This is a genomic window from Actinobacillus seminis, assembly GCF_002263215.1.
In the GTDB taxonomy this organism is placed as follows: domain Bacteria; phylum Pseudomonadota; class Gammaproteobacteria; order Enterobacterales; family Pasteurellaceae; genus Actinobacillus_B; species Actinobacillus_B seminis.
In genome coordinates this window covers 32147-53607 of the sequence record NZ_NLFK01000009.1, presented here as the reverse complement: position 1 = coordinate 53607, position 21461 = coordinate 32147, and the positions used below count along the sequence as shown (strand labels likewise).

Sequence of the window (21461 nt, the reverse complement as noted above, 5' to 3'; positions counted from 1 at the left end):
AAAATGAAATGAATAAATTATTTAAGATTGGAGCAACGCTTTTATTTGCTCTTTTTTTAGTCGCTTGTAATAAAACTGATCCGGCGGCGGAGCTAAAAAAATTAGAAGATTGGAGTATCGCTAATCAACAAGCGCAAGCTACATTCCTAGCGGATTTTCAAAAGAAAATGACAAGTGGCGACTTAGCTCAAATTGAACAAGCAGCAAAAGAATTTAATGATAATATCACTAAAATTAAGCAAAGCCTTGATGCAGTTGAAGTAAAAAATGATGAAATAAAAGCACTAAAAACTAAAATGCAAGAAACCCTAAAGTTATCGTCTTCATTAGTTCAAGATGGCATCGAATTGCTACGTAACCCAGAGCAATCACCGGAAAAAATCGCTGCTGTTCAGAAAAAAACAGAAGATACGGTTAAAAGCTCCCAAGAAGTGTTAAAATTAAAAAGTGAATTAACGGAAAAATTTAATAAAAAACAATAATCGTTCATGAGATAGAAAGCCACTAAATGAGAGTTTAGTGGCTTTTTTATGAAAGAAATTTGAAGAAAAAAAGACCGCCCTTTTATTCTTATTTTTTTATTTAATTTGGTTTATTGCATCATTTTTCCTTGCTCCTTTGCGAGATTTTCCTATTTACCTTGACCAAGCTAAGTTATTTATGTTAAAACAAAGTAAATCATGCACTTATATTCTTTATCTTTTGTTTTTGGGAGGGTAAATGGTTCAATATATAAAGTATTTTATGAAGCTGGAAGCAGCGAGCGGGGTATTGTTATTAGCTTTTGCTGCGTTGGCAATTTTGTTGGCGAATACGCCATTAAGTCATTTCTATTTTGATTTTCTTGATCTTCCGGTGGTCATTCAAATTGGTGCCTTTAGTATTAACAAACCATTATTGATGTGGGTGAATGATGGATTTATGGCAGTTTTCTTCATTTTAGTTGGACTTGAAGTGAAACGAGAATTGCTGGTAGGTGCCATTTCCAGTTATCAACGAGCGATTTTCCCCGCAATGGGGGCCTTTGGTGGTATGGTAGTACCGGCGTTGGTTTATTGGTTTATCAATCATGATTTTCCGGATTTCCGGCAAGGTTGGGCAATTCCAATGGCAACGGATATCGCTTTTGCACTTGGAGTATTGGCGCTGTTAGGTAAACGGGTTCCTTTTGCACTGAAAATCTTCTTATTGGCACTTGCGATCATCGACGACTTAGGTGCGATTGTGGTCATTGCCTTGTTCTTTTCGCATGATTTAAGTACCACTGCGTTAATTACCGCAGCGATATCTATTATGGTATTAATTGGGATGAATATGCGCAACGTCGGTTCGATTAGTGCTTATATGGTGGTAGGAACCGTGTTGTGGGCATCAGTACTGAAATCCGGTGTCCACGCCACCCTTGCCGGGGTGATTATCGGTTTTTGTGTACCGCTGAAAGCACGACGTGGAGCCAAACCGTTGCATGATTTGGAACACGCCTTAGCACCTTGGTGTTCGTTTTTTATTTTACCGTTTTTCGCTTTCTCCAATGCGGGGGTGAGCTTAGCCGGTATGGGATTAGACACTTTAACTTCCCCATTAACCCTGGGCGTGGCATTAGGTTTATTATTAGGAAAACCAATCGGCGTATTTTTGTTTAGTTATTTATCGGTGAAATTCAAGCTGGCTAAATTACCACAAGGTATTAATTTTAAACAAATTTTTGCAGTAGCGGTACTTTGTGGAATTGGTTTCACTATGTCCATGTTCCTTGCCGGACTGGCATTTGGTGGTGAGGGCGGAAGTGAGACGACTGCATTTGCCCGCCTTGGGATTTTAATCGGTTCGGGATTATCGGCGGCGATCGGTTATTTATTATTAAAAATGTTTACTTCCTCATCTGTGGAGGCGAAAGTGAATGTGGTACAGTAAGATGAGAAAAGGGGCTGCGATGCTCCTTTTTTATCAGATTGACAACAGAGGAAAACTTTCCAAAAAAGCACCGCGCTTTTACCGAATTAGCGGTATAATGAAATAATCCTATTCAACAAGGAGTAAGCTATGCAAAATGAAGAGCTACAAGATATTCAAAGTGAATTAAATAAGACCGTTGCCCATACGATTCGCTTGACCCAATACAGTCATGGCGCCGGTTGTGGTTGTAAAATTTCGCCTAAAGCATTAGAAACGATTTTGCATTCCAACTTGGAGAAATTTGTTGATCCACATTTGTTAGTGGGTAACGAAACGAAAGATGATGCCGCAGTTTATGATATTGGTAATGGTATTGGGATCATTAGTACCACTGACTTTTTTATGCCAATTGTTGATGATCCTTTTGATTTTGGACGAATTGCCGCCACCAATGCAATTAGTGATATTTTTGCCATGGGCGGTAAACCGATTATGGCAATTGCGGTGTTAGGTTTTCCTATTAAAGTGCTGCCTGCGGAAGTGGCGCAGCGTATTGTGGATGGTGGACGTTTTGCTTGCCAACAAGCGGGGATCGCGCTTGCCGGTGGGCATTCTATTGATGCTCCGGAACCGATTTTCGGCTTGGCAGTTACAGGGGTGATCAGTACGGAAAAAGTGAAGAAAAACAACTCAGCACGAGCTGGCTGTAAATTATTTTTAACCAAACCTTTAGGTATCGGCATATTAACGACCGCTGAGAAAAAAGGTAAATTAAAAGTGGCGCATCAAGGTTTAGCAACAGAAACTATGTGCAAAATGAACAGTATTGGCAGCCGATTTGCTGAATTGGATGCGGTAACTGCCATGACGGATGTGACCGGTTTTGGTTTATTGGGACATTTAAGCGAGATTTGCGAGGGATCCAACTTACAAGCAGAAGTATATTTTAGCAAAATCAAGACATTAGATGGGGTCGAGCGCTATATCGAAAAAGGTTGTGTACCGGGGGGAACAGAACGTAACTTCGATAGTTATGGGCATAAGATCAGTTCAATGACAGATCTGCAAAAAGCGGTACTTTGTGATCCGCAAACTTCCGGCGGTTTATTAATTGCTGTCAAACCGGAAGCGGAACAGCAAGTCAAAACAATGGCGGAAGAAGATGGTATCCAATTAATCGAAGTCGGTCGGCTGTTAGATAAAGAAACAGAAAACGACGTGCTTATTCAGGTGAGCTAATAGTAAATGATGGGTATATTGTGAATAAGATTGGTTATAGACACTTTAAAAATTGATAGTCAGGGGAGGATTGTGAATATAGGGACGCTCAATGCACAAAAAATGTCCAGTTTACGGGAATAAAAGGCATTGAAAACCGTGGCAAAATCGAAAACCGTTCAGGCGATATTCAGTTTTCTACAAAAGCCGATATTCAACAAAACAGTTCGATTGTTGCTCGCTCGGGCAATATTCAAAAACAAGCCAACAAACAAATTAGCTAACAAGGCGAAAAGCCTTGCAAAAGGTAATATTACTTATCTTGTACCTAAAGTAACTGCTTCAACATCATCATTGATTGCCGCCGGTGTGGATATTAAAGATACTGCACAAGGCGAGGTTCGCTCCCTTGTACCGGCTTCTGCACAGGGTAAAACCATTTCGGTTAAAACAACAGAAAAAGTCGCAAGGTAAAAATCTTGCTTCAGGGAAAATTCAAGTCAATGCCCAAGACGTGAACTTGGATAACGCCCAAACTTCTGCGAACAGGATTGAAGCCCAAGCATTACAAGGAAGTATTCAAGCCAATAATTCGACCGTTATTGTTAACCGAGATTTAACCCAAATTCGTATAAATCAACGGAAAAAGGACTCTTTAGTAAAACTACCATAATTTCGCGTTATGAACACAATATGACGAATGTACAAGCCGGCAATGTTGATGGTGTTAAAATTACAAATAACTGTCAAACGATACAAATAATTGTCGCCTTATAAATCAAATCATTTATAATCTACTTACCTGTTTAAGTGACTGAAAAGAAAGTGAATTATGTCATATTTCAATGAGAATAATTTAGAGAGAGTTCGCTGCTGTTGTTCGTTTAATTTAGAGAAGTATTTTGAGGGTGGACTACTTGGCGGATGTTGCTATAAAGACAATGAATATGTTGCCACTTGGTATGAAAACCGTCTTTCGCTAGATAAATCTAAAACGCTTGTTGAAGTCACTTTTATCAATTTAACCAATCCCACCTATATAAACAAGAATACCGGCGAAGAATGCCAAAGTTTCTTTAAGATTGCTTTACCTATCAACTACCTGCATAAAGTTCCATTCGGCAGTATTTGGCAGAATGGTGAGTCGAAATATAAGTTTAAACTTAAAGAGTTTAAAGTTACCTTTTCAAAGAGTGAGGGATTAACCTATGAGCCACTTTGGATAAATAAGGAATCTCATCCATTTGAAGCGGACAAATACGTTCATTCAGCTTATTTGAAAACATTTAAAAGAGATGGAAATCAGTTACTCATTATTAAGCCTGAGGGTGATAGTAAGTCTTATATTGTTCATCCACTACACTTTTTTATGGCTCACTATGGTTATTCGAGCGAGCTAAAACGCATCTTGATTACAGACAACTGGAGTAAGGTTGAGAAGAAATTACACCTGAATGAATTTTTCAAAGAAAAAGGCGTGTTCGTACCGAATAACTTTTCCACGAAAGACGCGGTGTTTCTTTATCACTTGAAATATGACGCTTACACAAAAACAGTCGTAAAAGATATAACGACTAAAATCATCTTTTCTAAAGGTCAAGAAAAACCGCACTATCGTATTTCTTGTTGGCACGACAAACCAATCATGCTTTCATTCTATGGTGTTGAGTTAGGAAATTCAGTGCTTTGCTGCCAAATTACAGGGATTAGCCAACCACAAGGTGAGTCAATTCACCTTTATTACCATTCTGCAATAAAAACAAGTAAAAATAGTAAGGGGCAAAAAGGCGGTGAACCTCAATACAGAACGAGAAAACGAGAACACGAACTTGAAAAGCTCGACATTGCATTAGATAACGTGAATAACCTTGTGATGGCTGATGTTATTGAACATCTGAAATTACTCGGCGAAGAGAGAGCGATTAACCGTATTCAGCTTGTTCAAGAAGCTGAAAAAGGTGGCAAAATTAAATTCTTAAACTACGATGCACCAGAAAATTACGGTGTAGGTGAGAAACAAGGGAAAACAGGTAATACAGGTATTGCTAACTGTTTCTACGATATTCCAAGCACGAATGAAATCGAAGGTAAATCACGCCTCGATACTGTTTGGGAACACGCTAAACGCCTACGCAACGAACAAAGTGCTACGGTCTATTGGTACACACCTAAACTGGGGTTTAACGAAAGCGATAAAATTACGTTAGTTTCATTAGAAGAAATCCTTGATTCTCTGGAACAATACTATCCAGCCGTAGTGTTAATATTACGAGTAGATATGCAACAAAGAACATTTTTTGTACTAAGTTTTCCTGCGAGAAATGAAAAAGAAAACTCAGGCTTTAGTAGCGCGGTTTACGAACCTAAAAACATTCAACAATTCCTATCAGGCGAAGGTGACGTTTATAGTCGAGATGAGAATCTATTCAAGCTGCTAATTGAAATCATATCAAGCGAAGGTGTAAGTAGTGATTACGTTGATTCTAAGGGCGGGAACATGTCGTTATTTAGACATGTAGAAGCTAAAAAGACGAACAACAATTGGATTTGGAACGGCATTAAAAAATTACTCTAAAATTTAGGAAATCATAATATAATAACAAACCCATGTTATGTATTTAGTTATTTTTGTTGAGTATATTACTGTTTTGATTTAGAATGCTCCATTGATATAAAAGTATATGCATATATATTTGTCTGAATGCTACTTTTCAATTTTTATAAGTTTATTACTCTTCGTATTTGTAATTTTATGTCTACAAAAATAATCTAAAAATAATAATAATTTTTTTTTTTTTTTCCTATCCCCCTGTGTGCCTTGCCTCCCACACTACTAACTCACAACCACTAACAATAATTCATTACATTATCAACTTGTGTCGTAACACAAAAATGTCCTTTTAGATGGTTCTATAATACTAAAATTACTCTCGTGCTATTTGCAACTTTAAGTAGCGTGCTACTCAACTGAAAATATCAGAAATTTCTGCTCTGATAATTCTAACAGTTTTTTTTAAGCTTTACAAACTCACACTCTACAATCCTGCGACCTCGCTTTTTAAGTTCATCTACAAAATATTTTCCTTAAAAAGATTACTTCCGTTCCTGCTAAAAAATTTAATAGTATAGCAAATTTTCGCTCGTTACGTATTTAATGTTTTCGTATAAATTGTCTGGGATTTTTTAGACAATCATTACCCCAAAAACCATGCGCATTAGCTACTAAATTTAGGATTTAGTCGGAAAAAAATACCTGAACTACTTGCTATAACTCAAGTTTAATCCTCTAACCACAGTTAATCAGTACTATTTCAGAATTTTTAGACTAGCGATAACCATCAATATATAGAAATCAATACCCTCGCGACCGTGACGGTACCTTTGAACCGCACCTTATCAAGAAAACTCCGCTACGCTTACAGTAAATAACAGTTCAAACATATGCTCTTTTATTCAACACAAAGTATATAAAGATAGATTTTCCGCTCACTGGACAGTGAAGCCAAAAAACCAACCTCTCAACGTAGCTGGGAACGCTAAAGCATTCTTGGTTACATTTCGAGTTTTCGCCCTTCACCAGTTAAAAATGAAGAATACAGATAAAGAAAAACCTCTAGTGAAAATAAATTGATTAAATAATATAAATTTTTAATAAAAGAGTGAAAAAAGACTTTGGAGAAACTTATAAAAGGTGGTTTGTATGTGTACTTTAGTGCAAAAAGATGTGTTAATTGAAATAGTTGCTAATACTATGGCAACAATCGATTTGAGACATGCTCCAAATGCGGAGGATAACGAGGAACAACTTTATTTAATGAATCTAAGAGAGGATTTATATAGTTCTCATTACGATAACATTGATTTTAAATTTTTATCAACTAAAGGTATATTATTTTCACCCTTATCCTGATGGAAATAGTCGAACTCTACGATAATTTACTTGTACACTTTTTGAAACTGTTGGATTTAAATTAGACTGGTCTAAAAATTCTCAACAAGAAATTTATTTGGCAAGAGATTTTGAAGTAAATAATATTACCTTATGAAAGGTGTCTAATCAGAATCAAAAATATTTTTTTGAAGATGAGATTGAAGCTATATTAAAGCACCCACAATCTAAATCATTAGAATCAATAATTCTTTAATTCCTTTAGAACATAATAAAACTTATAAAGTTGATTTTTCCTATAATCGTGAAATTTCAGAAAGAACAGGGCAAAAATCTTATGATGTTTTAGTAAATGGAGTAAAGGCTGATGAGTTACAAAAGAAAGATAGGTGGCTTTCTAAAGCTCTGGAGGATTCGGCAACGATCGCAGGGAGGCGGTAGCTATTTAGTTAATTTTTTCTATCTTTTCTGATAAGAGTTTCGGTCTGCCTCCAATAGCTTTTAAATTCCCTAATTCGATTTTTGCAAGTTTTCCGCCCTGCGTTCGCTCTATTATAAAATTTCGAATAGATGAATTATTGCCATTGCCATAGGGTCTTTACGTTTTGTTGTATCTATGCCTTGATTTAAGGCAACAAAGCCTATTTTGTTTTCTGTTAGCATATCAAGCACTTTTAGGCATTGGCTCAGGCTACGCTCCAACCTATCAAGTTTTGTTACAATAACAATATCACCTTCGCGAATATAATTTAGTAACTCATTGAGTTGTTGCTCATTTTCTTTAGCTTTTCCTGAGTGTTTGCCTGAAAATATTTTTTCGCAACCAAACGCATTTAATGCGTTCAGCTGCGCTGTTAAATCTTGTCCTTGTGTGCTTACTTTAGCATAACCGATTTTAGCCATCTACACCTACTTTGTTTATTTGCCGGTAAATAATAAAACCAAAAATGAAAAGAGTATGTAACCTAGACTTTTAAAAATATCCTTATTCAAAACTTAAGGCGGTGTTTTCTACGAAACAGGTGCTGGCGGTACGATTACGGGTTTCGACAATGCAACCAAAACAGGCAAGCTAGGTTGCTTTCATCACCGGAAGTGTTGGCAGAGATGAATTCAAACGAACGAAAAGAAAAAACCGCTATTCAAAACAGTTGAATAGCGGGGAGGTCTTATATAAGAGAAATTTAAAAAAGACGACCGCATTTGCAGTGCACTGGCATTAACTGAGACTCGAAATAAAAAAAATAGTTCACAAAAAATTAAAAATTTTTATTTTTTGTAAAAATTTTTCGATTTGTTGCTCAATTCCTGCCGCGTCTAATTGTAAATCCGCTAAGATTTCTTGTTGTGTTCCTTGTGGGATAAAGAAATCCGGTAAACCCAGTTGCAATAATTTCACTTCAAGCTGCTGCGCATTTAAATATTCGGCAACAGCGCTGCCGGCGCCACCTTGAACGGCATTTTCCTCTACTGTCACAAAAGTGCGGTGATTTTTGGCTAAAAATTGTAATTGTTCTGTATCCAGCGGCTTAACAAAACGCATATCAACTAAGGTCGCATTCAATTTTTTCGCTATATGCAAGGCATTTGGCAACAGGGTGCCGAAATTTAAAATGGCAATCTCTTCCCCTTGGCGCACGAAGCGGGATTTGCCTATCTCCAAGCTATGCAACGGTTCCAATTCTACGCCGATAGCATTGCCACGCGGGTAACGTACTGCGGCAGGTTGACCACAATGATAACCGGTGTACAACATTAGGCGACATTCGTTTTCATCACTTGGCGTCATAATCATCAAATTCGGGATGCAGCGCATAAAGCTAATATCAAAGGCGCCTTGATGGGTCTGTCCGTCAGCGCCGACAACGCCGGCACGATCAATGGCAAATAATACGGGCAGATTTTGAATGGCGACATCATGGATTAATTGATCGTAAGCCCGTTGTAGGAACGTGGAATAAATTGCCACGACTGGACGATAACCGGCGATCGCTAAACCGGCGGCAAAGGTGACAGCATGTTGTTCGGCAATGGCAACATCAAAATATTGTTCAGGGAAACGGTTGGAGAATTCAACTAAACCGGAACCTTCGCGCATTGCCGGCGTGATCCCAATTAATTGGGGATCTTGTTCCGCCATTTCGCATAGCCATTTGCCAAAAATTTGCGAATAGGTTGGCGTTGACGATTTTGGCAACTTTCCGCTTAAATGATCGAATTTCGGCACACCATGAAAACCAATCGGATCTTGTTCGGCAGGTGCGTAGCCTTTTCCTTTTTTGGTACGAATATGCAAAAATTGTGGACCGCTCAAGGAGCGCATATTGCTCAAGGTTGTGATTAATTCATCAATATTATGCCCATCAATCGGACCAATGTAATTAAATCCTAATTGTTCAAACATGGTACCAAGTGGCGAGACTAATCCTTTTACGTGTTCTTCGGTTTTTTTTACGAATTCTTTAATCGGCGGTACGCCGGAGAGGATTTTTTTGCCGCTTTCGCGTAAAGACGAATACAGCGAACCGGATAAGATGCGGGCGAGGTGATTATTCAGTGCGCCGACATTTTCCGAGATCGACATTTCATTATCATTTAGAATCACCAACATATCCGTATGCAAGGCGCCGGCATGATTTAGCGCTTCAAATGCCATACCGGCGGTAATGGCACCATCACCAATGACACACACGGTTTTTCGACCGGCATTTTCGCGTTGGGCGGCAATGGCAATGCCTAATCCGGCACTGATAGAAGTCGAGGAATGTCCGACGCTTAATACGTCGAATTCGCTTTCTTCCCTCCAAGGAAACGGATGAATACCATTTTTTTGACGAATGGTTGACATTTTATCCCGACGCCCGGTCAGGATTTTGTGCGGATAGGCTTGATGTCCCACGTCCCATAATAATTGATCAAACGGAGTTTTAAATACATAGTGCAATGCTACTGTCAACTCAACCGTGCCTAATCCGGATGCTAAATGACCGCTGCTTTGACTCACGGTTTCTAACAAATAACTGCGCAACTCCCGGCAGACTTGGGGAAGTTGTTCTTTCTCTAAAAGACGTAAATCGTCGGGCGAATTAATGAATGATAATAAAGAGTAGTTTTGCATAATATCGTTATTTTAATTACAGGGTTTAGTTAACTTTTACGGTTAACGACAAATTCGGCTAACGCGCGCAATGCACTCGTATCAAAAGGCAAATCCGTTAATTCATTAAGCGCCAGTTGGTATAAATCCAATGCTTTTTGTTTTGCGCCGGCAAGACCTAATAATTTAGGATAAGTGCTTTTATCTGCCATCAAATCCGCGCCTACCGTTTTTCCGATCACCGCGCTTTCCCCTTCAATATCTAAAATATCATCTTGCACTTGAAACGCTAAGCCGATCGCTGCTGCATAACGGGTTAGCGGTGCAAGTACCGCGGGATCGGCAAAATGTGGAGAACAAATCACGCCCATTTTAAGAGCTGCTGAAAGCAAAGCGCCGGTTTTATTGCGGTGAATGCGTTCTAATTGGGCTAAATCAATTTGTTGATGTTCCGCTAAGAGATCTAAACTTTGTCCCAAACACATGCCTTGCACGCCGGCACCATGACTTAATACCTGCACTAACGCAATTTTTTGTTCTGCAGAAAGTGCGGTCGCTTTGCTAATCATTTCAAAGGCAAAGGCTTGCAACGCATCACCGGCTAAAATGGCTGTCGTTTCGTCAAAGGCAATATGACACGTAGGCTGTCCGCGCCGCAATTTATCGTTATCCATTGCGGGCAGATCGTCGTGAATTAACGAATAGGCATGGATAGATTCAATCGCCGCCGCCGCATAATCCAATTGATTGATCTCGGCGCCCAGCATCCGTCCGGTAGCATAGACTAAGAATGGACGAATGCGTTTTCCGCCAAGCAATAAACCGTATTTCATAGCATCTGCCAAGGGTGACGGTTGACTGTTTATTTGCTCAAATTGCGCGTTTAAAAAACCATTAATGCGTTGTTGGAAGTGGGTTAAATCTTCAGCAAAGCGGTACATACACATTCACCTATTCTTCATCCGGCTGATAATCTGTTAATGCTGCGCTGTCGCTTTTTTGCAATAAAATTTGAATACGTTGTTCTGCCGATTGGAGGCGTTCTTGTCCTAATTGCGCTAATTTAATCCCGTTTTCAAATGCTTTCAACGCATCTTCCAGCGGTAATTCGCCACTTTCCAAATGCGAAACAAGGGTTTCCAGTTGGGACAGTGTGCTTTCAAAATCTGCCGGAGGCATTTGTTTTGCTTGACGTGCCATTGATTGCTCCTTCAGTTAAATGTATAAACTCCTCATTGTACTTTATTTTTGCGGCGTTGTTAAAAAATAGTGTTACAATAGCGCAAATTTTTTTCGTTAACCTGTTAATGTATTGAGATTATGAAATTTATTATTAAACTTTTTCCTGAAATTATGATTAAAAGCGAATCGGTACGGAAACGTTTTATCAAAATTCTGACCGGTAATATTCGCAATGTATTGCATAAATATGATGATTCTGTGGCAGTGATTAAACATTGGGATTACATTGAAGTGCGGTTAAAAAATGAAGAAAATCAACCGCACTTAATCGAGTTATTACAACGTATTCCCGGCATTCATCATTTCTTACAAGTAGAAGAGAAACCGTTTGCTGCCTTACATGACATTTTTGAATATACTCTGGCGGATGTAGCTTCCCAATTGGAAAATAAAACCTTTTGTGTCCGCGTAAAACGCAAAGGTAAACATCAGTTTAGCTCATTGGATGTGGAACGTTATGTGGGCGGCGGGTTAAATCAGCATATTGCCGGCGCCAAAGTGCAATTAAGTAAACCGGATGTCACGGTGCGCATTGAAATTGATCAAGATAAAATGTTGTTGGTCAAAGCGCGTTATGAAGGCATAGGTGGCTATCCGATAGGGACGCAAGAAGATGTGTTATCTTTGATTTCCGGCGGCTTTGATTCCGGCGTTTCCAGTTATATGCTTATTCGTCGCGGTTGCCGAGTGCATTATTGTTTCTTTAATCTTGGCGGTGCTGCTCATGAAATTGGGGTGAAACAAATGGCGTATCATATTTGGAATCGCTATAGCGGTTCTCATAAAGTACGTTTTGTGGCGATTGATTTTGAAGCGGTGGTCGGCGAAATTTTAGAAAAAGTCGATAACGGTCAGATGGGCGTCGTGTTAAAACGCATGATGGTGCGAGCAGCGGGTAAAGTTGCCGAACGTTTTGGTATTCAAGCGATTGTCACCGGTGAAGCCTTGGGACAAGTTTCCAGCCAAACCTTAACCAATTTGCGTTTAATTGATGAGGCGGCGGATTGTTTGGTGTTGCGTCCATTGATCACCCATGATAAGGAACAAATTATTGCCATGGCGAAAAAGATTGGTACTGATGATATTGCTAAATCAATGCCGGAATTTTGTGGCGTGATTTCAAAAAATCCGACGGTCAAAGCCGTTAAAGCCAAAATTGAACAAGAAGAAGGGCATTTTGATTTTTCTGTGTTGGAAAGTGCGGTGCAAAATGCGCAATATTTGGACATTCGTCAAATTGCAGAACAAACGGAAAAAGACGTGATGACCGTGGATACGGTTTCTACATTGGCGGAAAATGACATTATTCTGGATATTCGCAGCTCGGAAGAAACCGATGAAAATCCCTTGGAAATTGATAGCCATCAGGTGCTGTTAATGCCATTTTATAAATTATCTTCACATTTCGGCGAGCTGGATCAGAGTAAACAATATTTGTTGTATTGTGAGCGTGGCGTGATGAGTAAATTACAGGCGTTGTATTTGAAAGAAAATGGTTTTTCAAATATCAAAGTATTTCGTCAACCGCATAACTAAGTGAGAAAATGATGGCTGCTTTAGCTAAGGAATTTTGGAAGCATAAATCGCTGCCGGACATGAACGAGGCGGAGTGGGAAGCGGTGTGTGACGGTTGTGGTAAATGCTGCTATCGTAAATTTATCGAGGGACACGGGCGCCGCCGGCGCTTGTATTTTACCCGCATTGCCTGTAATTTGCTTGATTTAGACAGTGGAAAGTGCGGTCATTATTCCTTACGTTTTCAATTGGAAGCCGATTGTACCAAATTGACCAAGGAAAATTTGCCCGATTTTGCTTGGTTGCCGAAAACCTGTGCCTATCGATTATTGTATGAAAATAAACCGCTCTTTGATTGGCATCCGCTTATTTCCGGCGATCCGAACTCAGTAAAATTAGCCGGCGTGATGGTGGAAAATGGAATTCATGAAAAAGAGGTGATTGACTGGTTTGAATATGTTGATGAAGATCACTAATTTTGATTAAAGGCATTGTAATTTTTCCGTTTATCTGTTTACAATGTATTCATTATCCGGTTTTTATTGTTGTTGGAAATAAAGATGAATATGGCGGAGCAATTACAGTATGAAGCTGAAACTTTAGGTATTGCCTTGTCTCATTATGATATTGACGGACAGTTAATTTATGCCAATCCGGAAAGCGTGGCTTATTTTACGCAAGTGTTGCGTTCAACGGGCGGGGGAGTGCAGGGGAATGGCGAACGGTTTGATGATGTTATCGTTGTTCAGGAAAGCGAACCGATAACGTACGATACCGCGCCTTTAAATTTGCCTCAATGTGTCGCTGTTTATGTTACAATCACTGCTGAAAACGGGCAATCCGTTTTTGAACAAACTTCTTCTTTGACATCCGTTCTTTCCTTACCGCCTTTATCTTTCGGTTATTATTCGTTGATTTTAGTTGCCGCCAAGCAGCAATATCGTTTGCGTCTATTAGTCAGCCCGTCCACGGTTTATCAGCCGCCAGTGTTTGCACAGAAAAAAGTTTGGGGATTGAATGTGCAAGTCTATAGTTTGCGTTCTGAACGAAATTGGGGGATTGGGGATTTTGCCGATTTAGCCTATTTGGCAAAAAGTGCGGTCAAATTTGGCGCCGATTTTATCGGCATCAATCCGCTGCATTTGTTGTATCCATCGGTGCCGGAATGGGCAAGTCCTTATAGTTCTTCTTCCCGTCGTTGGTTAAATTATCTTTATCTCGCCATTGATCAATTGCCGGAATTTAAATTGTGCAAATCCGTACAATCATGGTTTGCCACAGAGGAAATTCAACAACAATTGAGGGCATTGCGTGCCGAAGAATTAGTGAATTACAGCGGTGTGCATCAGCTTAAAATAAGAGCGTTAGAAAAATTGTTTAATTTTTTCAAACGCAGTAAAACCGCCAAAATTAACGCTCGCCGTGAAGCCTTTGCTGCCTTTGTGCAATGTGAAGGGGAAGATTTGTTGTTGCAAGGATTGTTTAACGTTTTAGACAGTTTGGAACACGATAAAATGCCGGAGGATGAAAATCAAATTGGCTGGCTCGGCTGGCGGAAAGAATGGCAACAGTTAAGTGTTGAACAACGTGATGCACTGCTGACACAGCACCAAGAAAAAGTGATGTTTTATGCGTGGTTGCAGTGGATCACTGCGGTGCAGTTGGCGCAATTGCAAGCGGATTGTTTAACCTTTGGCATGGCGCTGGGGCTTTATGGTGATTTAGCGGTAAGCAGCTCGCGCGGCAGCGTGGATGTGTGGTCTGATCCAAGTTTGTATTGCGTTAATGTTTCCGTTGGCGCACCGCCCGATCCGCTTGGTCCGGTGGGGCAAAATTGGAATATTCCGCCTTATAATGCGATGGAATTAAAAGCGCGCGGTTTTCAACCTTTTATTGAGATGTTACGCGCGAATATGCGCCATTTCGGTGTGTTGCGCATTGATCATATTATGGGCTTGTTCCGCTTGTGGCTAATTCCTGAGGGGAAAACGGCGGCGGATGGGTTATATGTGCGCTGTGCCTTTGAGGCATTGATGGCAGTACTTGCCATTGAAAGTCAGCGCTATCGTTGTTTGATTATCGGAGAAGATTTGGGAACGGTGCCGGATGAAGTGCGGTTAAAATTAAAAGCGTTATCGATTTTTTCTTATTTTGTGTTGTATTTTGAACAGCGCGATCAACAATTTCCAAATAATCAAGCATTTCCATTAAACGCTTTTGCCACTATTGGTACCCATGATGTGCCATCACTTGCCGGTTTCTGGCATTGTCGCGATTTACAATTATTTGCGGATTTAGGCATTTTAAGTGCGGATTTTTTGCGTCAAAAATATGATCGGCGGGTGATTGATAAACAAGCGATTTTAAATACCTTGCGTCGTGATCATTATTTACCGCCGGATTATGCCGGTGATGCCTTGTCAATGGCTATGCACGATCATCTCAATGATATGATTCATCAATATGTTGCTGAAAGCCGAAGCCAATTGATCGGCGTTCAGTTAGAAAATTTATTAAATCAAGAAGTTTCCTTTAATTTGCCGGGAACTTCAACCGAATATCCGAACTGGCGGAAAAAGCTGCCTTATACCTTGGAAGGGTTATTTAGTAATGATTATATTCCGTCATTTTTAACCCGAATTAATTCGGCTCGACACAAATAAGTGAGGATTTTATGAACAAATTAGTTTCACAAGCGGAAATTGATGCGTTTTTTGCCGGTCGCCATGGGGATCCTTTTGCGGTATTAGGGATGCATGAAACAGAACAGGGGATTGAAATTAGAGCGATATTGCCCGATGCGAGTCGAGTGGTGGTATTGAATAAAGAAACGCATCAAGCCATTTGTGAGTTAAATTGTGTTGATGAGCGAGGTTTTTTTACCGCCGTTGTGCCGGATACGAGAAGTTTTTTTGCTTACCGGTTACAAGTATTTTGGGGGAATGAATCACAAATTGTTGAAGATCCGTATCGTTTCCATCCCATGATGAGTGATTTGGATAATTGGTTCTTTGCCGAAGGTTCATATTTAAGACCTTATGAAATTTTAGGGGCGCACTTTATGGAATGTGACGGTGTCACGGGGGTGAATTTCCGTTTATGGGCGCCGAATGCCAAACGCGTCTCTGTGGTGGGAGATTTTAACTATTGGGATGGGCGTCGTAACCCTATGCGACGTCATCAATCGACGGGGATTTGGGAATTATTTTTGCCAAAAGCCTCCCTTGGGCAATTGTATAAATTTGAATTATTAGACTGCAACGATCAACTGCGTCTCAAAGCCGATCCTTATGCATTTAGTTCGCAATTGCGTCCGGATACCGCCTCGCAAATCGGCGCGTTGCCGGATATTGTTGCCATGACAGAGCAACGTCGAAAAGCGAATCAGGCGGATCAACCGATATCGATTTATGAAGTGCATTTAGGCTCGTGGCGGCGTAACTTAGCCAATAATTATTGGTTGGATTACGATCAAATTGCTGAAGAATTAATTCCTTATGTGAAAGAAATGGGCTTTACGCATATTGAATTTTTACCGTTGTCGGAATTTCCGTTTGATGGTTCTTGGGGCTATCAACCGATCGGGCTTTATGCGCCAACTAGTCGCTTTGGCTCGCCGGAAGCCTTCAAACGTTTAATTAATAAAGCGCACCAAGCGGGGATTAATGTGATTTTAGATTGGGTGCCGGGACATTTTCCAAGCGATACCCACGGGTTAGCGGCATTTGACGGTACTGCGCTTTATGAACATGCCGATCCGCGTGAAGGTTATCACCAAGATTGGAATACTTTGATTTATAACTATGGACGCCATGAAGTGAAAAATTTCTTGGCAAGCAATGCCTTATATTGGTTAGAGCGTTTCGGTTTGGACGGTATTCGGGTGGATGCGGTTGCGTCGATGATTTATCGTGATTATAGTCGCGCGGATGGGCAATGGATCCCAAATCAATATGGAGGGCGCGAAAATTTAGAGGCAATTGCGTTTTTAAAACATATCAACGAGATTATCCAAAAAGAAATCGCCGGAGTAATTTCGATTGCAGAGGAGTCGACCTCCTTTGCCGGCGTTAGCCATCCTTTGAATGAGGGCGGTTTAGGCTTTAATTTTAAATGGAATATGGGATGGATGAATGACACGCTGTCGTATATGCAAAAAGATCCGATTTACCGTCAATATCATCACAATCAAATGACTTTCGGTATGATGTATCAATATAGCGAAAATTTTGTGTTGCCTCTTTCTCATGACGAAGTGGTGCATGGCAAATATTCCTTATTGGGCAAAATGCCGGGAGATGCATGGCAACAATTTGCGAATTTGCGTGCTTATTATGGCTATATGTGGGGGTATCCGGGCAAAAAATTGTTGTTTATGGGCAATGAATTTGCCCAAGGGCGCGAGTGGAATTATCAAGAAAGCCTAGATTGGTATTTGTTGGAAGATGAATTTGGCGGCGGTTGGCATAAAGGTGTGCAAGATTTTGTGAGAGATTTGAACCGCACTTATCAACAACAAGCGGCATTGTACGAATTGGATAATGATCCTGCCGGTTTTGAATGGCTGGTAGCAGATGATGCCACAAATTCGGTGTTCGTCTTTGAACGTCGCAGCCGTCAGGGAGAGCCGATTATTGTGGTGAGTAACTTTACGCCGGTACCTCGTTATGCTTATCGTTTTGGCGTAAATATCGTGGGGGAATATGAAGAAATTATCAATTCCGATGCCGGCGTTTATAAAGGGTCTAATGTAGCAAATGTGGGTAAATTAGTGACCGAAGAAATCGAAAGCCATGGCAAAACCCATTCTCTTAGTTTGGTCATTCCGCCACTTGCCACTGTTTATTTAAAGCTAAAAAAGGCGAAAAAAAATGTGGCTAAAAAACGGACAACAGTAAAAAAACGACAAGGAAAGACGCAACTGCAGAGGCAGATAGCGTCGTAGAGACGGTGGAAAAAACGCCGGTGAAAAAAACAAGCGTAAAACGTACAACCGCAAAAACGGCGACTAAAAACCAAGCGGAGCATCAGCTCGTTGCTGATGTTAATGTGGAAAAAACGGCGACAAAAACGCGTGTGACGAGAAGTAAAACGCGAAAAGTGGAAGCAGTGGCGATAGAAGATAAATCGACAACTTCAGTGGCTACGACAACCGGTGTGCAAGCAAAAGGTCGCGTGAGAAAAAGTGCGGTGAAAAAAACGCAAGAATAAGCGTAAAAATAAGCGAATGTAAATGCGTAATACCATTAAGGAAAGCAGTAAGAAAATGAGCAAAGTGGGTGTCGGCGTGCCTTATCCGTTGGGCTGTACGGTGCGGATAGAAAAACGAAGAACGGGGCTGAATTTTAGCTTGTTTTCTTCCAAAGCAAGTCGGGTTGAGCTTTGCTTGTTTGATGAAAATGAGCGGGAAACGCGTTTTGAGTTAACGCAGAAAACCAAGGATATTTGGCATATTTGGTTATCGGATATCACACAGGGAACACGTTACGGTTATCGGGTGTATGGTGATGAACCTTGGTTTAATCCGCAAAAATTATTGCTCGATCCTTATGCTAAGGTTGTAGAGGGAAAACCGGATTTAAGTAGCGCGGAAAAACGGGCTTGGTTTGAATTGAGTGATTGGCGTGATAATGCGGCAGTGGCGCCTAAAGCAAAAATTGAGATGGAGGATTTTGATTGGGAAGCGGATCGATTTCCTGATGTTTCGTGGGCGAATACGATTATTTATGAGTTGCATGTCAAAGGATTTAGCCAATTACAAACCGCTTTACCTAAAGCGCTTCGCGGTACCTATGCAGGATTAGCTCATCCGACATCCATTGCTTATTTGCAAAATTTGGGTATTACTACGATAGAGTTATTGCCAATAAATTATTTTATTGATGAACCGCATTTGCAGCAAAAACAATTGCAAAATTATTGGGGTTATAACCCGTTGGCAATGTTTGCGGTGGAGCCTAAATATTGGTCGGGTAAAGCAGGCAGTTCACCTTTGTATGAGTTTAAAACCATGGTCAAAGCCTTGCATCAGGCGGGAATTGAAGTGATTTTGGATGTAGTATTTAATCATACCGCCGAATCGGAACAAGGGTATCCGACTTTTAGCCAACGTGGAATCGACGATGATTATTACTATTGGAAAGACGCACAAGGGAGGTATTTGAACTGGACAGGATGCGGCAATATGCTGAATTTATCGCATTCAATGAGCCGAAAATGGGTATTGGATTGTTTGTGCTATTGGGTGGAAGAATGCCATGTGGATGGTTTCCGTTTTGATTTAGCTACCGTTTTAGGACGCGAAACGCCGAATTATCATGCACAGGCGCAATTATTCCACGATATTGCCATTGAGCCGCGTTTACAAGGGCGTAAATTTATTGCCGAACCTTGGGATATTGGCGAATATGGCTATCAAGTGGGGAATTTCCCGGCGTATTTTGCTGAATGGAATGATCGATTTAGGGATGATATTTCGCGTTTTTGGTTGTGGCAAAGTGGTGAGTTAGGCGCCTTTGTCGAGCGCTTTGCGGGCTCAAGTGATCTTTATCAACGGGGTAATCGTAAGCCGCATCATTCGATTAATTTTATTACCTCCCATGACGGTTTTACGTTACATGATGCGGTAAGTTATAACGAGAAGCATAACCTGGCGAATGGGGAAGAAAACCGTGATGGCAGAAATGAAAACTACAGTTATAACCATGGTATTGAAGGTACGGATGGGCTTTCCGAGCAAGTAATGCGCAGTCGTTTTTTTAGCAAAATGGCGTTATTACGCACTTTGTTATTGGCAAATGGTACTCCTATGTTATTGGCGGGAGATGAATTTGGTAATACCCAATGGGGCAATAATAATGCCTATTGTCAGGATAATGAGATGGCTTGGTTGAAATGGGATGAATTTGACCGAGCATTATTTGAGGAGGTTAAGCAAACGATTGCCTTGCGTAAAAAAATATGTAGCTTATCCTGCGATCAATGGTGGAGTGCGGAAAATGTACAATGGTTGGATACGCAAGGGCAGCCAATGACGGTAGCGCAGTGGCAAAATCCCGATTTAAAAGCAATGCAGATAGTGTTGGATAATCAGTGGTTGTTTTTGATTAATACTAAAGAACGCTTACAAACTTTTTTCCTGCCCGATGGGCTATGGGAAACGATAGATGGTGTACACCTAAATGAAAATCAACAGATGTTTGATGCATTGGCGTTTAGTGTGTTGCGAAAAGTGGCTTAAATTCAACCGCACTTTGGGTTGAATTAATTGGAAAAATGGAGTTCACTATGAAAAGTAGTATTTCTCAATTACCTAGTAAATATGAATTAGTCAAAGATACATTAGTGCTTATTTTAGCCGGTGGTCGGGGATCACGTTTACATGAATTAACGGATAAACGTGCTAAACCGGCGCTGTATTTCGGCGGTAACCGTCGCATTATTGATTTTGCGTTGTCTAACTGTATTAATTCGGGACTTAATCGTATCGGCGTCGTGACACAATATGCGGCACATTCCTTATTGCGTCATTTGCAAAACGGTTGGTCTTTTTTACCGCAAGAACGTGGCGAGTTTATTGATATGTTGCCGGCGCGTCAACAAATTGATGATTCTACATGGTATCGCGGAACTGCTGATGCGGTGTATCAAAATATGGCAATTATCCGTGATCATTATCGCCCTAAATATGTGTTAATTTTAGCCGGTGACCATATTTATAAACAAGATTATGGCCAAATGCTATTGGATCATGTCGCAAGCGAGGCGAAATGTACTGTGGGCTGTATTGAAGTTCCGCGTAAAGAGGCGACGGAGTTTGGGGTGATGGCGGTAGATGAAAATTTGAAAGTCAAAGCCTTTGTGGAAAAACCAAAAGATCCGCCGGCAATGGTCGGTAAACCGGATATCTCACTCGCTTCTATGGGAATTTATGTGTTTAATGCGGATTATTTATATGATGTGTTAGTTCATGAAGTCAATACACCTTATACTTCTCATGATTTCGGAAAGGATATTTTACCTAAATCCCTTGAGGAAGGTGTATTATATGCACACCCATTCAGTCGTTCTTGTATGGGGCGCAATACCGAGGGAGAAATTTATTGGCGAGATGTGGGCACATTGGATAGTTTTTGGCAATCCAATATTGACTTAGTCTCAGAAAATCCGCAATTGGATATTTATGATCAGCGCTGGCCGATTCGTGGTAATCCAATACAAACATATCCATCTAAGTTTTTCTATAAGAAAGCAGATATAAGAGCGGTGGATAATTCATTGATTGCAGGAGGATGTGTGATTACCGATGCCTCTATAAGCTATTCGGTATTGTTTGATCGCGTAAGGATTGATGAAGGATCTACCGTTGATTATTCCGTTGTTTTACCTCAAGTAAAAATCGGTAAAAACTGTGTATTAAAAAATTGTATTGTTGATCGCCATTCGGTTATTCCGGACGGGATGCAAATTGGGGTCGATATTGAGGAAGATAGTAAGCGTTTTCGCGTAAGCAGTACCGGGCGGGTTGTGTTAGTTACGCCAAGTATGCTTAAAAAGCTCAATGGTGAGCAGGTAGAGTCGGAAGATCATTTGGATTAATGAGAT

17 protein-coding genes are annotated in these 21461 nt (G+C 40.4%); 13 read left to right on the top strand and 4 right to left on the bottom strand.

All coding sequences use genetic code 11. The features are described from left to right. The first annotated feature begins 8 nt into the window (after positions 1-8). From CFY87_RS09170 to CFY87_RS09145, 6 genes are all read left to right on the top strand, one after another. The gene (locus CFY87_RS09170; protein WP_094946887.1) at positions 9-482 is read left to right on the top strand and encodes a sporulation delaying protein family toxin; all 474 of its coding nucleotides are present in this window, start codon (positions 9-11) and stop codon (positions 480-482) included. Positions 483-720: 238 nt separating this feature from the next. Continuing rightward, positions 721-1914: a Na+/H+ antiporter NhaA gene (nhaA, locus tag CFY87_RS09165; protein WP_094946885.1), complete on the top strand. Its 1194-nt coding sequence runs from the start codon at positions 721-723 to the stop codon at positions 1912-1914. A gap of 129 nt (positions 1915-2043) precedes the next feature. After that, the gene (selD, locus tag CFY87_RS09160; protein ID WP_094946883.1) at positions 2044-3135 is read left to right on the top strand and encodes a selenide, water dikinase SelD; all 1092 of its coding nucleotides are present in this window, start codon (positions 2044-2046) and stop codon (positions 3133-3135) included. A gap of 138 nt (positions 3136-3273) precedes the next feature. Then, positions 3274-3588: a hypothetical protein gene (locus CFY87_RS09155; RefSeq protein ID WP_094946881.1), complete on the top strand. Its 315-nt coding sequence runs from the start codon at positions 3274-3276 to the stop codon at positions 3586-3588. A 358-nt stretch (positions 3589-3946) separates the two neighbouring features. After that, on the top strand, positions 3947-5689 hold the full coding sequence (locus CFY87_RS09150) for a hypothetical protein (protein WP_094946879.1): 1743 nt from the start codon (positions 3947-3949) through the stop codon (positions 5687-5689). 1125 nt (positions 5690-6814) lie between these two features. Then, positions 6815-7024 (top strand): hypothetical protein, encoded by a 210-nt coding sequence (locus CFY87_RS09145; RefSeq protein ID WP_094946877.1) that lies wholly within the window; start codon positions 6815-6817, stop codon positions 7022-7024. A 531-nt stretch (positions 7025-7555) separates the two neighbouring features. Here the strand turns inward: CFY87_RS09145 and CFY87_RS09135 are convergent. From CFY87_RS09135 to xseB, 4 genes are all read right to left on the bottom strand, one after another. Continuing rightward, positions 7556-7906, bottom strand: a complete 351-nt coding sequence (locus tag CFY87_RS09135) for a recombinase family protein (RefSeq protein ID WP_236757407.1) — start codon at positions 7904-7906, stop codon at positions 7556-7558. Between the two features lie 346 nt (positions 7907-8252). Beyond that, a complete protein-coding gene (gene dxs / locus CFY87_RS09130) occupies positions 8253-10121 on the bottom strand; it encodes a 1-deoxy-D-xylulose-5-phosphate synthase (protein ID WP_094946875.1) in 1869 nt (622 codons plus the stop codon). 29 nt (positions 10122-10150) lie between these two features. Further along, positions 10151-11041, bottom strand: coding sequence for a (2E,6E)-farnesyl diphosphate synthase (gene ispA / locus CFY87_RS09125; protein WP_094946874.1), 891 nt, complete (start codon positions 11039-11041; stop codon positions 10151-10153). Positions 11042-11051: 10 nt separating this feature from the next. Continuing rightward, a complete protein-coding gene (gene xseB / locus CFY87_RS09120) occupies positions 11052-11300 on the bottom strand; it encodes an exodeoxyribonuclease VII small subunit (protein ID WP_094946873.1) in 249 nt (82 codons plus the stop codon). Between the two features lie 120 nt (positions 11301-11420). Here xseB and thiI point away from each other — a divergent pair, with 120 nt between their 5' ends. The 7 genes from thiI to glgC all read left to right on the top strand — a co-directional run bounded on the left by thiI (position 11421) and on the right by glgC (position 21455). Next, positions 11421-12878 (top strand): tRNA uracil 4-sulfurtransferase ThiI, encoded by a 1458-nt coding sequence (gene thiI, locus CFY87_RS09115; protein ID WP_094946872.1) that lies wholly within the window; start codon positions 11421-11423, stop codon positions 12876-12878. 8 nt (positions 12879-12886) lie between these two features. Continuing rightward, positions 12887-13333: a YcgN family cysteine cluster protein gene (locus CFY87_RS09110; protein WP_094946871.1), complete on the top strand. Its 447-nt coding sequence runs from the start codon at positions 12887-12889 to the stop codon at positions 13331-13333. Positions 13334-13417: 84 nt separating this feature from the next. Continuing rightward, positions 13418-15520, top strand: a complete 2103-nt coding sequence (gene malQ / locus CFY87_RS09105; protein ID WP_094946870.1) for a 4-alpha-glucanotransferase — start codon at positions 13418-13420, stop codon at positions 15518-15520. Between the two features lie 11 nt (positions 15521-15531). After that, the gene (glgB, locus tag CFY87_RS09100) at positions 15532-17802 is read left to right on the top strand and encodes a 1,4-alpha-glucan branching protein GlgB (protein ID WP_094946869.1); all 2271 of its coding nucleotides are present in this window, start codon (positions 15532-15534) and stop codon (positions 17800-17802) included. A gap of 20 nt (positions 17803-17822) precedes the next feature. Continuing rightward, the gene (locus tag CFY87_RS09095) at positions 17823-18068 is read left to right on the top strand and encodes a hypothetical protein (protein ID WP_143226172.1); all 246 of its coding nucleotides are present in this window, start codon (positions 17823-17825) and stop codon (positions 18066-18068) included. Positions 18069-18123: 55 nt separating this feature from the next. Then, positions 18124-20097 carry a glycogen debranching protein GlgX gene (gene glgX / locus CFY87_RS09090; RefSeq protein WP_094946867.1) on the top strand — a complete coding sequence of 658 codons (1974 nt, stop codon included), beginning with the start codon at positions 18124-18126 and terminating at the stop codon, positions 20095-20097. Between the two features lie 47 nt (positions 20098-20144). Then, on the top strand, positions 20145-21455 hold the full coding sequence (gene glgC / locus CFY87_RS09085) for a glucose-1-phosphate adenylyltransferase (protein ID WP_094946866.1): 1311 nt from the start codon (positions 20145-20147) through the stop codon (positions 21453-21455). Positions 21456-21461 lie beyond the last annotated feature (6 nt).